The organism is Collimonas fungivorans Ter331 (genome assembly GCF_000221045.1).
Lineage (GTDB): Bacteria > Pseudomonadota > Gammaproteobacteria > Burkholderiales > Burkholderiaceae_D > Collimonas > Collimonas fungivorans_A.
The window spans coordinates 1,707,425-1,723,982 of sequence record NC_015856.1 but is presented as its reverse complement, the minus strand read 5'-3'; the positions used below and the strand labels follow the sequence as shown (position 1 = coordinate 1,723,982).

11 protein-coding genes are annotated in these 16,558 nt (G+C 60.1%); 7 read left to right on the top strand and 4 right to left on the bottom strand.

The window, feature by feature from the left end:
* Window positions 1–283: 283 nt before the first annotated feature.
* Both CFU_RS07465 and edd read right to left on the bottom strand, forming a co-directional pair.
* A complete protein-coding gene (locus CFU_RS07465; RefSeq protein ID WP_050808507.1) occupies window positions 284–940 on the bottom strand; it encodes a bifunctional 4-hydroxy-2-oxoglutarate aldolase/2-dehydro-3-deoxy-phosphogluconate aldolase in 657 nt (218 codons plus the stop codon).
* Window positions 937–2,811, bottom strand: coding sequence for a phosphogluconate dehydratase (gene edd, locus CFU_RS07460; RefSeq protein WP_014005440.1), 1,875 nt, complete (start codon window positions 2,809–2,811; stop codon window positions 937–939). Before edd ends, CFU_RS07465 begins: the two co-directional genes overlap by 4 nt.
* A 313-nt stretch (window positions 2,812–3,124) precedes the next feature.
* Here edd and pgi point away from each other — a divergent pair, with 313 nt between their 5' ends.
* The 6 genes from pgi (at window position 3,125) to CFU_RS07430 (ending at window position 11,037) form a co-directional block, all read left to right on the top strand.
* Entirely contained in the window at window positions 3,125–4,786 is a 1,662-nt protein-coding gene (pgi, locus tag CFU_RS07455; protein WP_041741463.1) for a glucose-6-phosphate isomerase, read from the top strand.
* Window positions 4,787–4,891: 105 nt separating this feature from the next.
* Window positions 4,892–6,364, top strand: a complete 1,473-nt coding sequence (zwf, locus tag CFU_RS07450; protein ID WP_014005438.1) for a glucose-6-phosphate dehydrogenase — start codon at window positions 4,892–4,894, stop codon at window positions 6,362–6,364.
* 21 nt (window positions 6,365–6,385) lie between these two features.
* Entirely contained in the window at window positions 6,386–7,240 is an 855-nt protein-coding gene (locus CFU_RS07445) for an SIS domain-containing protein (protein WP_041741462.1), read from the top strand.
* A 42-nt stretch (window positions 7,241–7,282) separates the two neighbouring features.
* Complete coding sequence (locus CFU_RS07440) at window positions 7,283–8,515, top strand: AGE family epimerase/isomerase (RefSeq protein WP_014005436.1); 1,233 nt, start codon at window positions 7,283–7,285, stop codon at window positions 8,513–8,515.
* A 58-nt stretch (window positions 8,516–8,573) separates the two neighbouring features.
* On the top strand, window positions 8,574–9,530 hold the full coding sequence (locus CFU_RS07435; protein WP_041741460.1) for a carbohydrate kinase family protein: 957 nt from the start codon (window positions 8,574–8,576) through the stop codon (window positions 9,528–9,530).
* A gap of 370 nt (window positions 9,531–9,900) precedes the next feature.
* Entirely contained in the window at window positions 9,901–11,037 is a 1,137-nt protein-coding gene (locus CFU_RS07430) for a porin (protein ID WP_014005433.1), read from the top strand.
* Between the two features lie 279 nt (window positions 11,038–11,316).
* Here CFU_RS07430 and CFU_RS07425 read toward each other — a convergent pair whose 3' ends face one another.
* Window positions 11,317–13,290: a glucokinase gene (locus CFU_RS07425; RefSeq protein ID WP_014005432.1), complete on the bottom strand. Its 1,974-nt coding sequence runs from the start codon at window positions 13,288–13,290 to the stop codon at window positions 11,317–11,319.
* A gap of 91 nt (window positions 13,291–13,381) precedes the next feature.
* Window positions 13,382–14,845, bottom strand: coding sequence for a glucose-6-phosphate dehydrogenase (gene zwf / locus CFU_RS07420; protein ID WP_041741458.1), 1,464 nt, complete (start codon window positions 14,843–14,845; stop codon window positions 13,382–13,384).
* Window positions 14,846–15,193: 348 nt separating this feature from the next.
* On the opposite strand from zwf (CFU_RS07420), the gene CFU_RS07415 reads away from it, so the two are divergent.
* Window positions 15,194–16,447, top strand: coding sequence for an ABC transporter substrate-binding protein (locus CFU_RS07415; protein WP_014005430.1), 1,254 nt, complete (start codon window positions 15,194–15,196; stop codon window positions 16,445–16,447).
* Window positions 16,448–16,558 lie beyond the last annotated feature (111 nt).

Here is a 16,558-nt window from a genome sequence, read left to right as displayed (position 1 = left end):
TACGCCGGCAAATTATGGAGTTCCAAAACATCTTTGCATATTGATAATTTCCAATGGGAAATATAGTTAAATACTATCAATATACGCAATTCAATTTATAACAATGAATACCATTTGGCGGCCAAGGGCCGGATTTCTAGCCGGGATTAGCGCAGCGACAGGAAAAACCAGGAGAGAGAGAGAGAGAGAGAGAGAGAGAGAGAGAGAGAGGGAGGGAGTACAGCTTGTCGCCGCAGCAGTCACGGTTGGTGAACCATGACTGCGATGGCGGGAAGGGAAAAGATCAGAGCGCCTTGCGCAGCTTGCTGGCGGCCGCGGCCAGGGCGGTGATGCGCGCCCAGTCGCCGGACTTCAGCACGTCCTTCGGCGTCAGCCAGGAACCGCCGACGCAGGCAACGTTCTTGCAGGCCAGGAAATCCGGCGCCGTTTCCAGCGAAATGCCGCCGGTCGGGCAGAACGTGACGTCGCCCAAAGGACCGGCAATCGCATTCAGCATGCCGACGCCGCCCGCCGGCACCGCCGGGAACAGCTTCAGCTGGCGGAAGCCGGCTTCGCGCGCCGCCATCACTTCGGATGGCGTCATCACGCCAGGCAACAGCGGCAGGCCGCTGGATTTGGCGGCGGCGATCAAGGCCGGCGTCAAGCCGGGAGAAACGCCGAACACCGCGCCGGCGTCGCGCGCGGCGACAAACTCGTCAGCCTGGGTCAAGGTGCCGACGCCGACAATCGCACCCGGCACCTGCTCCGCAATGGCGCGGATGGCAGGCAAGCCATGCGCCGTGCGCAGGGTCACTTCGAGTACGCGAATCCCGCCTGCGACCAGGGCCTTGGCCAGTGGCACCGCATGCTCGATATCGTCGATCGCAATCACCGGGATCACCGGCGATGCACGCATGATGTCCAGCAGCTGGTTGCCGTAAAGGAGATTTGTGGATGTCATATCGTGGCTTTCTGTGGTTGTTGTTCGGCGCTTTCCTGATCATGCAAGACAGGCGGCAAACCGAAGCTGGTGGCGCCCTCTTCCGCCGCGCTCACTGTGGTGCGGAACATCGCAAACAGTTCGCGGCCCATGCCGACGTGGTTGGCAGTCAGGTCGAGCGTCAGCGGCTGGCGCTGCGCCCATTCTTCGGTTGGCACCAAGGCTTCCAGTATACCCTGCTCGGCATCCATGCGGATCATGTCGCCGTCGCGCACCAGGCCCAGCGGACCGCCGGCCAGGACTTCCGGCGTTACGTGGATCGCCGCCGGCACCTTGCCTGAGGCGCCTGACATGCGGCCGTCGGTGATCAAGGCTACGTGGCGGCCGGCATCCTGCAAAATCCCAAGCGCCGGCGTCAATGCATGCAATTCCGGCATACCGTTGGCGCGCGGACCTTGATGGCTCAGTACCGCGACAAAATCGCGGTCCAGTTCACCGGCGCGGAACGCTTTCATGAACGCCTCTTGCGAATGGAACACCAGCGCCGGCGCCTGCACTACCCAATGTTCTTTCTTGACTGCGGAAATCTTGATGACCGAACGTCCCAGATTGCCGGTCAGCAGCCGCAGGCCGCCATCGGCGGAAAACGGCGCGGTCGCGGTGCGCAGCACCGAATCGTCGCCGCTGACTGCCGGCGCCGGCTTGAACACTACCGATTCACCTTCCAGGAAAGGTTCGGCGCAATGCGCGCGCAGGCTGTCGCCAAGGATGGTCTTGACGTCTTCATGCATCAGGCCGGCATCCAGCAGTTCACGGATCACAAACCCGGTGCCGCCGGCAGCGTGGAAATGGTTGACGTCGGCGTCGCCGTTCGGATAGATGCGGGTGACCAGCGGCACCACGGCAGACAGCGCATCGAAATCGTTCCAGTCGATGACAATGCCGGCAGCCTTGGCGATCGCCACCAGGTGCAGGGTATGGTTGGTGGAACCGCCGGTCGCCAGCAAGGTGACGATAGCGTTGACGATGCTCTTCTCGCTGACCACGTGGCCGACCGGCAGGTACTGGTCGCCGCGATCGGTGATTTTCAAGGCCTGGCGCCCCGCTTCGGCAGTCAGGGCCGCGCGCAGCGGCGTGTTCGGCGTGATGAATGCCGAGCCCGGCAGGTGCAGGCCCAGCGCTTCCATCAGCATCTGGTTGCTGTTGGCGGTGCCGTAGAAAGTACAGGTGCCGGCGCTGTGGTAAGACTTGGCTTCCGCCTCCAGCAATTCGGCGCGGCCGATTTTTCCTTCAGCGTAGAGCTGGCGGATCTTTACCTTTTCTTTATTGGTCATGCCGCTGGTCATCGGGCCGCCGGGGATGAACACCGCCGGCAGGTGGCCGAAATGCAGGGCGCCGATCAGCAGCCCCGGCACGATCTTGTCGCAGATGCCAAGATAGACCGCGGCATCGAACATGTTGTGCGACAGCGCAATCGCCGTCGCCATCGCAATCGCGTCGCGCGAGAACAGGGACAATTCCATGCCCGGCTGGCCCTGGGTCACGCCATCGCACATCGCTGGCGTACCGCCGGCAAACTGGGCGACGCCGCCGGCCGCGTGGACCGCATCCTTGATGATTTGCGGATAGTGCTCGAACGGCTGGTGCGCGGACAACATGTCGTTATACGAAGATACGATCGCGACCGATGAACTTTTGTCCTGTTTCAACCTCAATTTATCATTCGTTGGAAATGCGGCGAAACCGTGTGCAAGATTGGTGCACGAGAGCGCTCCGCGCTGCACATCCTGACGGCGCGCCTGCTCCAGGCGCGCCAGATAAGCGCTACGATAAGGCTGGCTGCGCGCAACGATACGTTCGGTGACTTTGGCGACGCTGGCTTGAACAGACATGATTTGATCCTTGAAACAGTAGGAATTTGAAATTTTACTACAAAATAATACGGCAACGCTAATTTACCGCCCTTTTTTCCACCCCTGCCTGCCTTCATCCGTCTTTTTACGGCAAGCTCGGCCTACCCATGACGCAACACTCTTAGCCATACGACAAGCCATGACCGTTATCTGGAGAAAATCACAGGTTGCCTGGCCGGCGCGGACCGCAAAGCCGCGCTAAACAAGCATGCTGCAAAATATTTTGTAGTGAAATTACCGATAACTGTTGTATAGTCGTATAAATTCCCGACCGACAATAAAGACTCCGGATATGTCACAACCAGCGCTTAATACTACCGCCAGCTTTCAAGCCTTGCATGCACATTACGCAGCAATCAAAGAAACCTCGTTGCGCGAGCTGTTCGCCGCCTCTCCGTCTCGCTTTGAACAGTTCTCTCTCAAGGCAGCCGGCCTGTTCCTCGATTATGCAAAAAACAATGTGACCGCCGAGACCATGGGCCACCTGTTTGCCCTGGCGCGCGAACGCCAGCTCGAACCCCGCCGCCAGGCGATGTTTGCCGGCGCAAAAATCAACACTACCGAAAACCGCGCCGTATTGCATACCGCTTTGCGAGCGCCGCAACAACCTGCGCTGGAACTGGACGGCCAGCAGGTCAGCGCCGACGTCCACGCGGTGCTTGAAAGGGTTCAGACTTTCAGCGCCGCGGTTCGTTCCGGAACATGGCTCGGTTATACGGGCAAACCGATCAGCGACATCGTCAACATCGGCATCGGCGGCTCCGACCTCGGCCCCAAGATGGTATGCCAGGCGCTGCGTCCGTACCAGCGGGCCGACCTCAAGCTGCACTTCGTGTCCAACGTCGACGGCGACGACCTTGACGCCGTGCTGCAGCAAGTCGATCCGCAAACCACGCTGTTCGTGATCGCCTCGAAAACCTTCACCACCGCGGAAACCATGATGAATGCGCATTCCGCGCGCAACTGGTTTTTGCAAAATGCAGCCGGCGCCCAAGAGTCCGATCTGCGCAAGCATTTTGTTGCCGTTTCCACCAATGTCGAAGGCGTCACCGCGTTCGGCATCGATGCCGCCAATATGTTCCCGTTCTGGGACTGGGTCGGCGGCCGTTATTCGGTATGGTCGTCGATCGGCCTGCCGGTTGCGCTGGCGGTCGGTTTCGAACAGTTCAGCGAATTCCTGGCCGGCGCCCACGCCATGGACCGGCATTTCCAGGACGCGCCGCTGGAACAGAACATGCCGGTGATCCTGGCTTTGCTGGGCGTCTGGTACCGCAATTTCTTCGATTACCGTTCGGTATCGATCGCGCCCTACCACCAGGACCTGGGCAATTTCCCTTCCTACCTGCAGCAGTTGGAAATGGAAAGCAACGGCAAGCGCGTCAGCCTCGACGGCCGCACGCTTGAAGCAGAGTCTTGTCCGATCATCTGGGGCAATGTCGGCACCAATGGCCAGCATGCTTACTTTCAATTGCTGCACCAGGGCACAGACATCACGCCGGTCGACTTCATCGCCACCTTGCATGCCAGCCACCAGTTGCCAGGCCATCAAGCCGCACTGCTGGCCAACTGCTTCGCCCAGTCGGAAGCGCTGATGCGCGGCAAGCATGCGGACGAAGTGCAGGCGGAAATGCAAGCCAAGGGCATGCCGGCCGACCAGGTCACCGCCCTGCTGCCGCACCGCATTTTCCCCGGCAACCGCCCCAGCAACACGATCCTGATGGAAGCGCTGACGCCGGCCAGCCTCGGGGCGCTGATCGCCTTGTATGAACACAAGGTGTTCGTCCAGGGCGTGATCTGGGACGTCAACAGCTTCGACCAGTGGGGCGTCGAACTGGGCAAGGTCCTGGCCAGCAACATCCTGGGCGAACTGACCGCGGCTCCTGCTCCCCAAGGAAATGCGCACGACAGTTCGACCAGCGGCCTGATTGCGATGGCGCGTAGGGCTTTGTCATAACGGAGTTATATTTTCTTGGCAGGATGAAAAGGCGCTGGCAAGACTGCGCCCACCCTCCTGCATCTATCTCTCACTAGCGGTAGCAACTTATAGGTCTTAAATATCATGGCTCTTGCAGAATTCGATTTGGCAATCTTTGGCGGCACCGGCGACCTGGCAATGCGCAAGCTGCTGCCGGCAATGTATGCGCGCGACCGCGCTAACGACTTGCCGCCAGGCGCGCGCATCCTGTGCATCGGGCGCCATGAAAGCAGCGACGCCGATTTCCTCAAGCATGTAGAGCAGGACGCCAAGCCGCACGTCAGCAAGGAAGCCCTGGACGCCGCCGTCTGGCAGCGTTTCTGCAAGCGCATCAAGTATGTCGCCATGGACGCCACCGACGCTGCCTCCTACAAGGCGCTGGTGGAAGCCATGCGGCCCGACCACGCAATCACCAATGTGTTCTACCTGGCGACGCCGCCCAGCCTGTTTTCGAAAATCTGCAAGAACCTGGCGGCCTGCGGCCTGGCTACCTCCAACTCGCGCGTAGTGCTGGAAAAACCGCTGGGCCGCGACCTCGCCAGCGCCAAGCAGATCAACGCCGAAGTCGGCGAGGTGTTTGCCGAATCGCAGATTTTCCGTATCGACCACTACCTCGGTAAAGAGACGGTGCAAAACCTGCTGGCGCTGCGCTTCGGCAATGTATTGTTCGAGCCGCTGTGGCGCCGCGAATGGATTTCCGACGTGCAGATCACGATTGCCGAAGAACTGGGCGTCGGCAACCGCATGGGCTACTACGAAACCTCGGGCGCCTTGCGCGACATGCTGCAGAACCACTTGCTGCAGCTGCTGTGCATCGTCGCCATGGAACCGCCGGTATCGATCACGCCAGATGCCGTCCGCGATGAAAAACTGAAAGTCCTGCGTTCACTGAAAAACTTCACTCCGACTACCCTCGCGCAAAACGTAGTGCGCGGCCAATACCGTTCCGGCCACGTCGAAGGCGTCGCCGTGCCGGGCTACCGCAAGGAAGCCGACGCCAATCCGCACTCGCGTACCGAAACCTTTGTCGCCCTCAAGGCCGAAGTCGATACCTGGCGCTGGGCCGGCGTGCCGTTTTACCTGCGCACCGGCAAACGCATGGCCGATTCGCTGGCGGAAATCGTGATCCGCTTCAAAACCATCCCGCATTCGATTTTTGCCCAGCCGAACAGCAGTTTCGAGCCGAACTGCCTGGTGATCCGCTTGCAGCCGGACGAAGGCCTGACCCTCAACCTGATGGCCAAGACGCCAGGCGACGGCATGCGCCTGAAACCGGTCGAACTGGAACTGAATTTCCGCGAGAGTTTTAAATCGCCGCGCATGGAAGCTTACGAACGGCTGTTGCTGGATGTCTTGCGCGGCCAGCTGACCTTGTTCATGCGCAGCGACGAGCTGGAAGCGGCATGGGAATGGGTGGAGCCCATCCTGGAATTCTGGGACCAGGAAGAAGACGATCCGATTCCTTACACCGCCGGCACCTGGGGCCCGGCCGCGGCCAGCGCCCTGATTGCGCGCGACGGTTTGCAATGGCGCGAAGAAGCGCTGCCAGAACTCTGAGCGGGCCGGACTCGAATGACAATGCTGCTGGACGCGATCCGGACCCAGATCGACTTGCTGTCGAAGTCGGAGAAAAAGGTCGCGCTGACGATTCTCGATAATCCGCAGCTGGCGCTGGCAGAAAACATCACCGCCCTGGCCAAGAACGCACAAGTATCGGAGCCGACGGTAGTGCGGTTTTGCCGCGCCATCGGCTACGAAGGCTGGCACGATTTCAAGCTGAAGCTGGCGCAAAGCCTGGCGGTGGCGCTGCCCGGCGCCAACGAAATGCTGGCGCAGGACGATATCGCGGCCGACCTGGTCAACAAGATCTGCAGCCGCTCGATCAACACCCTGCTCGACCTGCGCAACCACCTGAGCGCCGACGCCATCCAGAAGGCGCTGGATGTCCTGCTCAAGGCCAACAAGATCGAATTCTACGGCCAGGGCACTTCCGGTATCGTGGCGGCGGACGCCCAGCACAAATTCTTCCGTTCCGGCGTCCCCACCGTCGCCTACTCCGATCCGCACATCCACAGTATCGCCGCATCGCTGCTGCAGCCGGGCGATGCAGTGGTCGCCATCTCGCAGCGCGGCGGCAACGCGGCCCTGCTGCGCAGCGTGCAGCTGGCAAGAAAAGGCGGCGCCGACATCATCGTGCTGGGTCCCAGCGGCACGCCGCTGGCGGAACTGGCCACGGTGCTGGTGCCGATCGACCTCAGTTTCAATACCGATCCCTACACGCCGATCTCGGCGCGCCTGGCGCACCTGGTGGTGATCGACATCCTGGCGGTCGGCCTGGCGCTCAAGCGCGGCCCGGAATTCCGCAAGAAAATGCAGAACGCGCAAAAAGCCTTGCAGCAGTTCGACATGCAGTTCGATTCGTTTTTTCGTTGACAGTGCTTTAGCGCCGACGATGCATCCATAAAAAATATAAACATGAGACAAGATCCCACCCCGGCTGCCACCCAAGCCGACTACCGCGATGCGGAATTCCTGCGCGACAGGATGCGGCGCGACATCGCCTTCTTCCATCCGCGCGCGATCGATCCCGCCGGCGGTTTTTTTCATTACCTGAACGATGACGGCAGCGTCTACGACAGCGCCAGCCGGCACCTGGTCAACAGCAGCCGGATGGTGTTTTGCTACGCCCTGGCCTGGCGCCTCGACGGCAAGGAAGAATATCGCGAGGCCGCGCGCCACGGCTTGCGCTTCTTGCAGCAGCGGCATTGGCAGCCGTCTTACGGCGGTTATGCCTGGGTGCTGGAAAACGGCGTCGCCGTCGACCGCACCCAGCATTGCTACGGCCTGGCGTTCGTGCTGCTGGCGCATGCCCACGCCCTGCGCATAGGCATCGACGAAGCCGCCGATGGTATCGCCGCCACTTTTGACCTGATGGAGAAACTGTTCTGGTCGGCAGCGGACGGCTTGTACGCCGATGAAGCAACGCCCGACGGCGTGGTGTCGTCTTACCGCGGCCAGAACGCCAACATGCACAGTTGCGAAGCGCTGATCGCCGCCTTTGAGGCAACCGGCGAACAGCGCTACCTGCAGCGCGCCGAACTGCTGGCGCACAACATCGCGGTGCGCCAGGCCGCCTTGGCGGACGGCTGGATCTGGGAGCACTATCACGCCGACTGGAGCGTGGACTGGGAATACAACCGCCACGACAGCAGCAACATGTTCCGGCCGTGGGGTTTCCAGCCCGGCCACATGACTGAATGGTCCAAGCTGTTGCTGCTGCTGGAACGCCATCGCGCGCACCTGCAAGGCGACGCCGGCTGGCTGCTGCCGCGCGCCCGGGCGCTGTTCGACGTCACCATGCCGGCCGCGTGGGACCGGGAATCCGGCGGCCTGGTATACGGGCTGGCGCCGGACGGCAGCGTCTGCGACGGCGACAAGTATTTCTGGGTGCAGGCCGAATCGCTGGCTACCGCGGCTTTGCTGGCGGCGCGCAGCAACAACCAGGCTTACTGGGACTACTACAACAAACTGTGGCAATACAGCAGCGCGCATCTGATCGACCAGGAACGCGGCGGCTGGTACCGCATCCTGCGGCAAGACAACCTGCGCTATGGTCCGGAAAAACCGCCGCACGGCAAGACCGATTTCTATCATCCGATGGGCGCCTACCTGGAAGCGCTGGCCGCGGTCGGCAGTCCGCTCGAATAATCGTACTAAAAATAAGTCGCACTAGAAAAATCACACTACACATTGCATGGATGCCGTTATGTCTGACAAACCCGTTCTCCCCTTTCCCCAATTCATCAGCGCCGGCGAAGCCCTGACCGACCTGATACGGGTCGGCGCCGACCAGTGGCTGAGCAAGACCGGCGGCTCGACCTGGAACGTGGCCCGCGCCGCCGCCAGCCTCGGCGTTTCCTCGGCGTTTGCCGGCGCCATCAGCCAGGACTGGTTCGGCGACGAATTGCACGCCGCCAGCCAGGCGGCCGGGCTCGACCTGCGTTTCTTGCAGCGGGCCGCGCGCTCGCCGCTGCTGGCGGTGGTCTATGAAACCACGCCGCCGCAATACAATTTCATCGGCGACAACAGCGCCGACCTGTCGTTCGACCCCGGCCTGCTGCCGGACGGCTGGCAGCAGGCGGCGTCATGGGTGCACTTCGGCGGCATCAGCCTGACGCGCTCGCCGCTGGCAGAACGCCTGATCGAACTGGCCGAGGACCTGCACAGCCGCGGCGTGAAAATAAGCTACGACCCGAATTTCCGTAATGTCATGGACCAGCGCTACGATCCGGTGCTGAAAAAGATGGCGCAGCTGGCCGATGTGATCAAAGTCTCGGATGAAGACCTGGCCGGCCTGTTCCGCACCGACGACACCGAAGCCGCGCTGGCAACGCTGCGCGGCTTCAATCCGGCCGCAACCGTATTGCTGACGCTGGGCTCGCAAGGCGCCGCGATCCATGCCGGCGACCAGTACTGGCAAGTGGCGCCGCCGCCGATCACCGTGGTCGACACGGTCGGCGCGGGCGACGCCGGCATTGCCGGACTGATCTATTCGCTGATACAGGAAGCCGCTGCTGCACCTGCAACATCTGGCCAGCCCGCGGCGCCTGACTGGCTGCAGCATCTGCGCTTTTCGATCGCCTGCGGTTCTGCCGCCTGCCTCAATGCCGGGGCCAAACCACCGCAATTGGCTCAAGTCCGCGCCTTGTTGGAAAAAATCTGAGCTGACAATCTGCTTACCCCGCAGCGCAAGATAAATGTATCTAAATTACTTGTAGTAAAAATACAGACAAAAATTTTTCCATATAAAAACAAATAAAAAAATCACCAAAAAAGGGCATTTCTTGATAGGACTTTCTGTTGCCACAACTATGCAAACGATGCATGAAAATTTTGCCGGTGCTGTAAATTAGCAACAGAAATATAGTAAAACTACACAAATAAAACAAAAATTTCACAAACCGGTTTACCATCCTTAACAACAAAGAAATCGGCACTACAACAAGCAATAACGAAAGCCCGGTTCAAGAATTTCGAGCTACACAAGACTCGGAAAGCAGTGGTCAACGCCACATTTTTACTTAGGAGATGAAATGAGAAAATCTGTTCTGAAAGCCCTACCGTTGGCCAAGCCACTCGCGGTTGCAGCTGCCCTGGCCTGCGCCCTTGTCGGCCAAGCCCAAGCTCAAACCAACGTGACCATCTACGGTCGCGTTGACGCCGGCATCAACTACCAGAGCAATCAAGTCAACAAAAATGCAGATGGCAGCATCACCCGCGGCGGCCAATGGGGCATCGGCGGCAACGAATGGGGTACCAGCATGTTCGGTATCAAGGGCACTGAAGATCTGGGCGGCGGCTTGAAAGCCCTGTTCACATTGGAAAACGGCTTTGACGCCAGCAACGGCCAAGTCAACGGCGGCTCGGGCTTGTGGACACGTCGTTCTTTCGTCGGCCTGAACGGCAGCCTCGGTACTGTAAAAATCGGTCGCGACCTGGCACTGCCAAGCGACCGGGTATGGAGCATCGATCCTACCGGCCAACAGAACATGAGTACCTCGACTCTGTTCAAAGGCCGCAACTGGCCGCAAACCAGCAACCAGATCCAGTACATCACGCCTGACATGGGCGGCCTCTACGTGCACGTCATGTACGGCGCTGGCGAAGCTGCAGGTTCGTTCACACGCGGACCAACCGGTTCCAACATCGGCAACAGCACTGGCATCGCAGTCGGTTTTGTACAGCCAACCTATGAATTGCTGGCGATGTACGACACAGCGCGCAGCCAAAGCGGTGAATACAACGACCTGTTCTCGCGTTCGAAGGAAATCACTGTCGGCGGCAACGTGACCTTCGGTCCAGCGAAACTGTTCGCTGGCTGGCAAAACATTTCGGCGCCGGCGCAGGACACTTCGACGGCGGTCGCAGGAAGCATGGCTTCAGCTAACAAAGCCAACCAGTTCTGGCTCGGCGCCAACTACCAGGTGACACCAGCCCTGACACTGATCGGCGCGGCTTACCACGTCAAGCTTAACCACGACGTCGGCAGCGCAAACCTGTTCATGGTCGGCACCAACTACAGCCTGTCGAAACGCACTCTGCTGTACGCAAGCGTCGGTACCATCCGCAACGGTTCGAACACCGATTTCCAAGTTCAAACCGGCAGCAGCGATGGTTTGGTTGGACAGAACCAAAGCACGTTCTACACTGGTATCAGCCACTCGTTCTAAGACAGCAGGAAGCAGCTGGCGCGCCGCTTGAGCTCGGCGCGTCGGTTGAGCCTGCCAGCACTACCGTTGTGCTTGCCGCGTGAGTGGCATTAGTGAGAGACGTCCCTGGGTAACTCCCAGATTTTGCCCATTCGCGTGCGGATGGGCATTTTTTATGGGCGAACGGTTTACATGCTTGCCTGAACCAATACAGGGGCGACAGAAGCGTATGGGAGATGGCGGAAGCACCGGCAGGCGCCGCCTACTTTCCTCGAAGAAGAAAATAAGCGGCAAGGGCTGTTACTTGATATGGGAAATGACATTCGGCGACAAGGTCACCTCTTGGTCGCTGCGTTTCGATTGCGCCGGCTTGCCATCGCCTTCGGCGGTGATCTTGTCGCTGTCCGATTCGCCCAGCGAGGCGATATGGGTCAGGATGCCGCGCTTGGCCTGGCGCTGCAGCTCGGCAAACGGACTGGAGCGGTTGAGCGACACGCCTACCGCCATTACATCGATCAGTAGCAGCAGCAGGATCCGCGACACCATCGGGATGTGCATCATGCTGCTCTCGTCATGCTCGACCGCCAGCGTGTAATGCGCGCGCTTGGCCAGTTGCGAATTGCTGGGCGCCAGGGCAATGATGGTGGCGCCGGAATGCACCGCGACCTCGACCGCCGGCGCCAGGTGGCGCAAACGTCCCGAATTCGAAATCACCACCACCACGTCGCTGCTTTTCAGCATGGCGGCGGAAACTTCCTGCAGCTGCGGATCGGTATACGCCGAGGAGGGAATCCCCAGGCGGAAGAACTTCTGTTGCGCATCTTCAGCCACCAGGCCGCAGCTGCCGAAGCCGTAGAACTCGATGCGGCTGGCCTGGCTCAATACTTCGATCACACGCGACAAGGTATCGGCGTTGAGGTTGTCGCGCACTTCCATCATCGCGGAAATGGTGTTGTCGACCACCTTGACGCCGACATCTAGCGAGGAGTCGCCGACATGCACCTGACTGTGCGCGACCGGCACCGTGCCGGTGACGCCGGAAGCCAGCTTCAGCTTGAAATCGGCCAGCCCCTGGCAGCCCATGGTGCGGCAGAAACGGATCACGGTCGGCTGGCTGACGTCGGCGCGCCTGGCGATTTCTGAAATCGGCTCGCTCATCACGGCGCGCGGGTGGGCCAGGATCAGGCTGGCGACCTTCTGCTCGGCCGGTGAAAACTGGTCGCGCGCCTTGCGGATCTTTTCCAGGATAGGCACGGCGTTGCCGCCGCCCAGGTGCTCGGAAAGAATCGCGGCGACGCCGACAAACGCCGGATACGGCGCGGTAATCACAAAAGTAGGAATTCTTGCCAGGTAGTTGCTGAAACGCCCCTTGCTCTCGAAGCGGGCGCGGAACGGCGAACGCGCGAAATATTCGCCCAGGCGCGGCACCACGCCGCCGCCGATGTACAAGCCGCCCAGCGTGCCCAGGGTCACCGCGACATCGCTCGCCACCGTTCCCAGCATGCCGCAAAAGACTTCTACCACTTCCATGCACAGGCCGTCCTGGCCTTGCAGCGCGCGTTCGACGATCTGCGCCGTCTGCAAAGGCTCAGGCTTGGCGACGCCCTGCATATCAGATAAAGCCTGGTAAATCATTTCGATGCCGGGGCCGGAAACCAGGCGCTCGGCTGAAACGTGCGAATAAGTACGCCAGCAGTAAGCCAGCACCGCCGCCTCGCGCGCGTCGCTGGGCGCAAACGTGACGTGGCCGCCCTCGCTGCCCAGCGCGATCCAGCGGCCCTCGGTAGGAATCAGGCCGCCGACGCCGAGCCCGGTGCCGGCGCCGACCAGGCCTACCACGCCGCCGCTCAGCGCCCTGCCGCCGCCGACCTGGATGCAATGCGATTGCTCCAGGTGCGGCAAGGACATCGACAGCGCAGTGAAATCGTTGACCACCAGCAGCGTATCCAGATTCAGGCGGCGGCGCGTGGTTTCTATCGAAAATTCCCAATCGTGATTGGTCATCTTGATATCGTCGCCTTGCACCGGATTGGCGATGGCGATCGCCGCATGCCGCACTTGCGGATGTTCGCTGCCCGACAGGTAGGCTTCCACCGCCAGCGCAAACTCGGCGTAATCGGCGCAGCGCAAGGTCTGAATCGAATCGATCTGGCCTGGCGCCCGCTCCAGCCCGAAGCGCGCATTGGTGCCGCCGACGTCCGCCAGCAGACGCGGGCCATCCAGATAGCTAGTTGCCGGATTCTCGCTAGCGCTCATGATCGTGGATGAAGACATGGTGTAAAACTTTCACTTAAATACTGTTAGTAGGATGGGCGGCGGCGACTGTTTCGCCATGCCACGCTTCTCAAATTTTTCGGTCAGGAATTCAACGATCTTCCGGCCATTGGGCGCCGGCGCGCGCCATCATGGCGAACGATGCGGTCGGCCCCCAGCTGCCTGCCATATACGGTTTGGGCGGAGAGGAGCTGGCTTGCCAATGGCGCAGCAGCGGCTCGACCCAGCGCCAGGCGGCTTCCTGTTCGTCGCGCCGCACAAACAGAGACAAATTTCCACGGATGGCGTCCAGCAGCAGACGCTCATAGGCTTCCGCCCGGCGCTGCTTGAACGCCTGGTCGAACGCCAGGTCCAGCGCCACCGGCTGTACTGTCATGCCGTCGCCCGGCTGTTTGGCCAGGCAGTGCAGCTGAATCGACTCATCCGGCTGCAGGCGGATCACCAGGCGATTGCTGCTGCCCCCCGCCAAGCCGCCCGGCATCGGTAAGATGGCGTGCGGGATAGGCCGGAAAGTGATCACGATTTCCGCCGTACGCTGCGCCAGGCGCTTGCCGGTGCGCAGGAAAAACGGCACGCCGGCCCAGCGCCAGTTATTGATCTCGGCATGCAGGGCGACGAAGGTTTCCGTCTGCGATTCTGCCCCCACTCCCGGCTCCTGCCGGTATGCCGCCACCGATTTGTCGTCGACTGCGCCCGCCACGTACTGGCCGCGCACCGCCTTGAGTTCCATGTCTTCCGCCGAAAACGGCTTGAGCGCGCGTAATACCCGCAATTTCTCGTCGCGCACCGCATCCGCATCCAGCGAGGTCGGCGGCTCCATGGCCACCATGCACAATAATTGCAGCAGATGGTTCTGCACCATGTCGCGCATGGCGCCGGTGGCGTCATAGAACTCGCCGCGGCCTTCGACTCCCAGCTGCTCGGCGATCGTCAGCTGCACATGCGCCACCGATTCGCGCCGCCACAGCGGCTCAAACAAGGAATTGGCAAAACGCAGGGCCAGCAGGTTCTGCACCGCTTCCTTGCCTAAATAATGGTCGATGCGATAAATCTGGTCTTCGGCGAAGACCCGGGCTACCGCATCGTTGATCGCGCGCGACGACAGCAAATCGTGGCCCAGAGGCTTCTCCAGCACCAGCCGCGCCTGCGACAGGTCGATCCCGCTGGCGGCAAGATTGGCGCAGATCGGCTCGAACAGCGCGGGCGACGTCGCCAGGTAAAACACCGACACCGCCTTGCTGGCAGCCAGCGCATCAGCCAGCACCTGGTAACCGGGACGGTCCAGCAAATCCAGCGGCAGGTAAGTAATACGCGCCAGGAATCCCTGCCAGTGCGCCTCGTCTACCCCGCTCTTTACATACGGGATAGCGCTTTTGCTGACCCAGGCCAGGTAGTCTTCCTGGCTGAAATCCTGCTTGGCGACGCAAATGATGCGACCGTCCTGATGCAGCTTCCCTTCTCGATGGGCAACAAACAACGCCGGAAGTATCTTCCGCATCGATAAGTCGCCGGTCGCTCCGAACAGCGTGAAAGTAAAAGGAATAGTGGGCTGCATCAAAATTTTTGTAATAAATAAAAAACTTATATTGCAATATTAATGTAGCATTACTACAATTACAAGCGGCGTAAGGAGTAATTCCCGGATATTTACAGGAAAACTCAAGATCGCATGTAGTTTTACTAGTTTTCCACATGATACACACGGGCCGATAATTGCGCAGGGATCAAACCGTGCCCGGCCATTGTGTACATGCAGTAGTTTGAAGTGGGAGCAGCAAAGCCGTGTCGGGCTTGCCGATAGCCGCTATATGGCGCCGGCAAGCTTTTGCAAGGATTATCATCAGGTAATAAAGTATCGGATCAAGTATTTATTGCAGGCTATTTCTCAACATAGGAGACAAGAATGAAACTGAATCAAATAATAAAATCGGTATTCGCAACTACTGCACTGCTGTCCAGCGCCGCCGCGGTACACGCGGCTGAAGTCGAAGTGCTGCATTACTGGACATCGGGCGGCGAAGCCAAGTCAGTCGCCGAGTTGAAAAAGATCATGGAAGCCAAGGGCGTGACCTGGAAGGACTTTGCGGTTGCCGGCGGCGCTGGCGAAAACGCCACCACCGCGCTGAAAGCCCGCGTCATCGCAGGCAGCCCGCCGACAGCAGCCCAGATCAAGGGCCCGTCGATCCAGGAATGGGGCCAGGAAGGCGTGCTGGCGAACATCGATGCCGCGGCTACCGCAGGCAAATGGGATTCGCTGCTGCCTAAAGTGGTTTCCAACACCATGAAGTACCAAGGCCATTACGTAGCGGCGCCGGTCAATGTGCACCGCGTCAACTGGCTCTGGATCAACCCTGAAGTCCTGAAAAAAGCCGGCGCCAAAGTGCCGACCACCTGGCCTGAATTCTTCGACGCTGCAGACAAGATCCAGAAAGCCGGCTTCATCGCCGTTGCCCAAGGCGGCCAGCCTTGGCAAGATGCGACCGTGTTTGAAACCGTTGCGCTGGGCGTAGGCGGCGCCGACTTCTACAACAAGGCGCTGGTCAAGCTCGATCCGGCCACCCTGACCGGCCCGACCATGGTCAAGACCTTCGATACGCTGGGCAAGATCAAGGGCTACATCGACAAGGACGCTCCTGGCCGCGACTGGAACCTGGCGACTGCAATGGTCATCAACGGCAAGGCCGGCATGCAGTTCATGGGCGACTGGGCCAAGGGCGAATTCACCGCTGCCGGCAAGCAGCCAGGCAAGGACTTCCTGTGCGCACCAGCTCCAGGCACCGCCAAGTCGTACACCTACAACATCGATTCGATCGCCATGTTCAAGGTCAAGAATCCTGATTCGCAAAAAGCTCAGCTGACCCTGGCCACCGCCATCATGAGCCCGGAATTCCAGGAAGTGTTCAACCTGAACAAGGGTTCGATCCCGGTCCGCCCTGACATCCCGCGCACCAAGTTCGACAGCTGCGCCATCGAGTCGATGGACGACATGGCCGCATCCAGCAAAGCCGGCACGCTGGAGCCAAGCATGGCGCACGGCATGGCTGTCAGCTCTGCGGTACAGGGCGCCATGTTCGACGTGGTTTCCAAGTTCATGCACTCGAACATGACTTCGCAGGCCGCAGTACAGGCGCTGGCAAAAGCAGCAAAGACACAATAAATTAAAGTATTTTTGCTGTTTGCCTAGTGTATTTTTTAGAGTAAAAGAGAACCGGGGCCGAAGCGAGTAACATCGATTCGGCCCCCGCCGTGTCCGGCGGTGCCAATACTG

Excerpts from the sequence above, each read along its gene's own strand:
- CFU_RS07465 (WP_050808507.1), bottom strand. The coding sequence starts at position 940 with ATGACATCCACAAATCTCCTTTACGGCAACCAGCTGCTGGACATCATG.
- edd (WP_014005440.1), bottom strand. The coding sequence starts at position 2,811 with ATGTCTGTTCAAGCCAGCGTCGCCAAAGTCACCGAACGTATCGTTGCG.
- pgi (WP_041741463.1), top strand. The coding sequence starts at position 3,125 with ATGTCACAACCAGCGCTTAATACTACCGCCAGCTTTCAAGCCTTGCAT.
- zwf (WP_014005438.1), top strand. The coding sequence starts at position 4,892 with ATGGCTCTTGCAGAATTCGATTTGGCAATCTTTGGCGGCACCGGCGAC.
- CFU_RS07445 (WP_041741462.1), top strand. The coding sequence starts at position 6,386 with ATGCTGCTGGACGCGATCCGGACCCAGATCGACTTGCTGTCGAAGTCG.
- CFU_RS07440 (WP_014005436.1), top strand. The coding sequence starts at position 7,283 with ATGAGACAAGATCCCACCCCGGCTGCCACCCAAGCCGACTACCGCGAT.
- CFU_RS07435 (WP_041741460.1), top strand. The coding sequence starts at position 8,574 with ATGTCTGACAAACCCGTTCTCCCCTTTCCCCAATTCATCAGCGCCGGC.
- CFU_RS07430 (WP_014005433.1), top strand. The coding sequence starts at position 9,901 with ATGAGAAAATCTGTTCTGAAAGCCCTACCGTTGGCCAAGCCACTCGCG.
- CFU_RS07425 (WP_014005432.1), bottom strand. The coding sequence starts at position 13,290 with ATGTCTTCATCCACGATCATGAGCGCTAGCGAGAATCCGGCAACTAGC.
- zwf (WP_041741458.1), bottom strand. The coding sequence starts at position 14,845 with ATGCAGCCCACTATTCCTTTTACTTTCACGCTGTTCGGAGCGACCGGC.
- CFU_RS07415 (WP_014005430.1), top strand. The coding sequence starts at position 15,194 with ATGAAACTGAATCAAATAATAAAATCGGTATTCGCAACTACTGCACTG.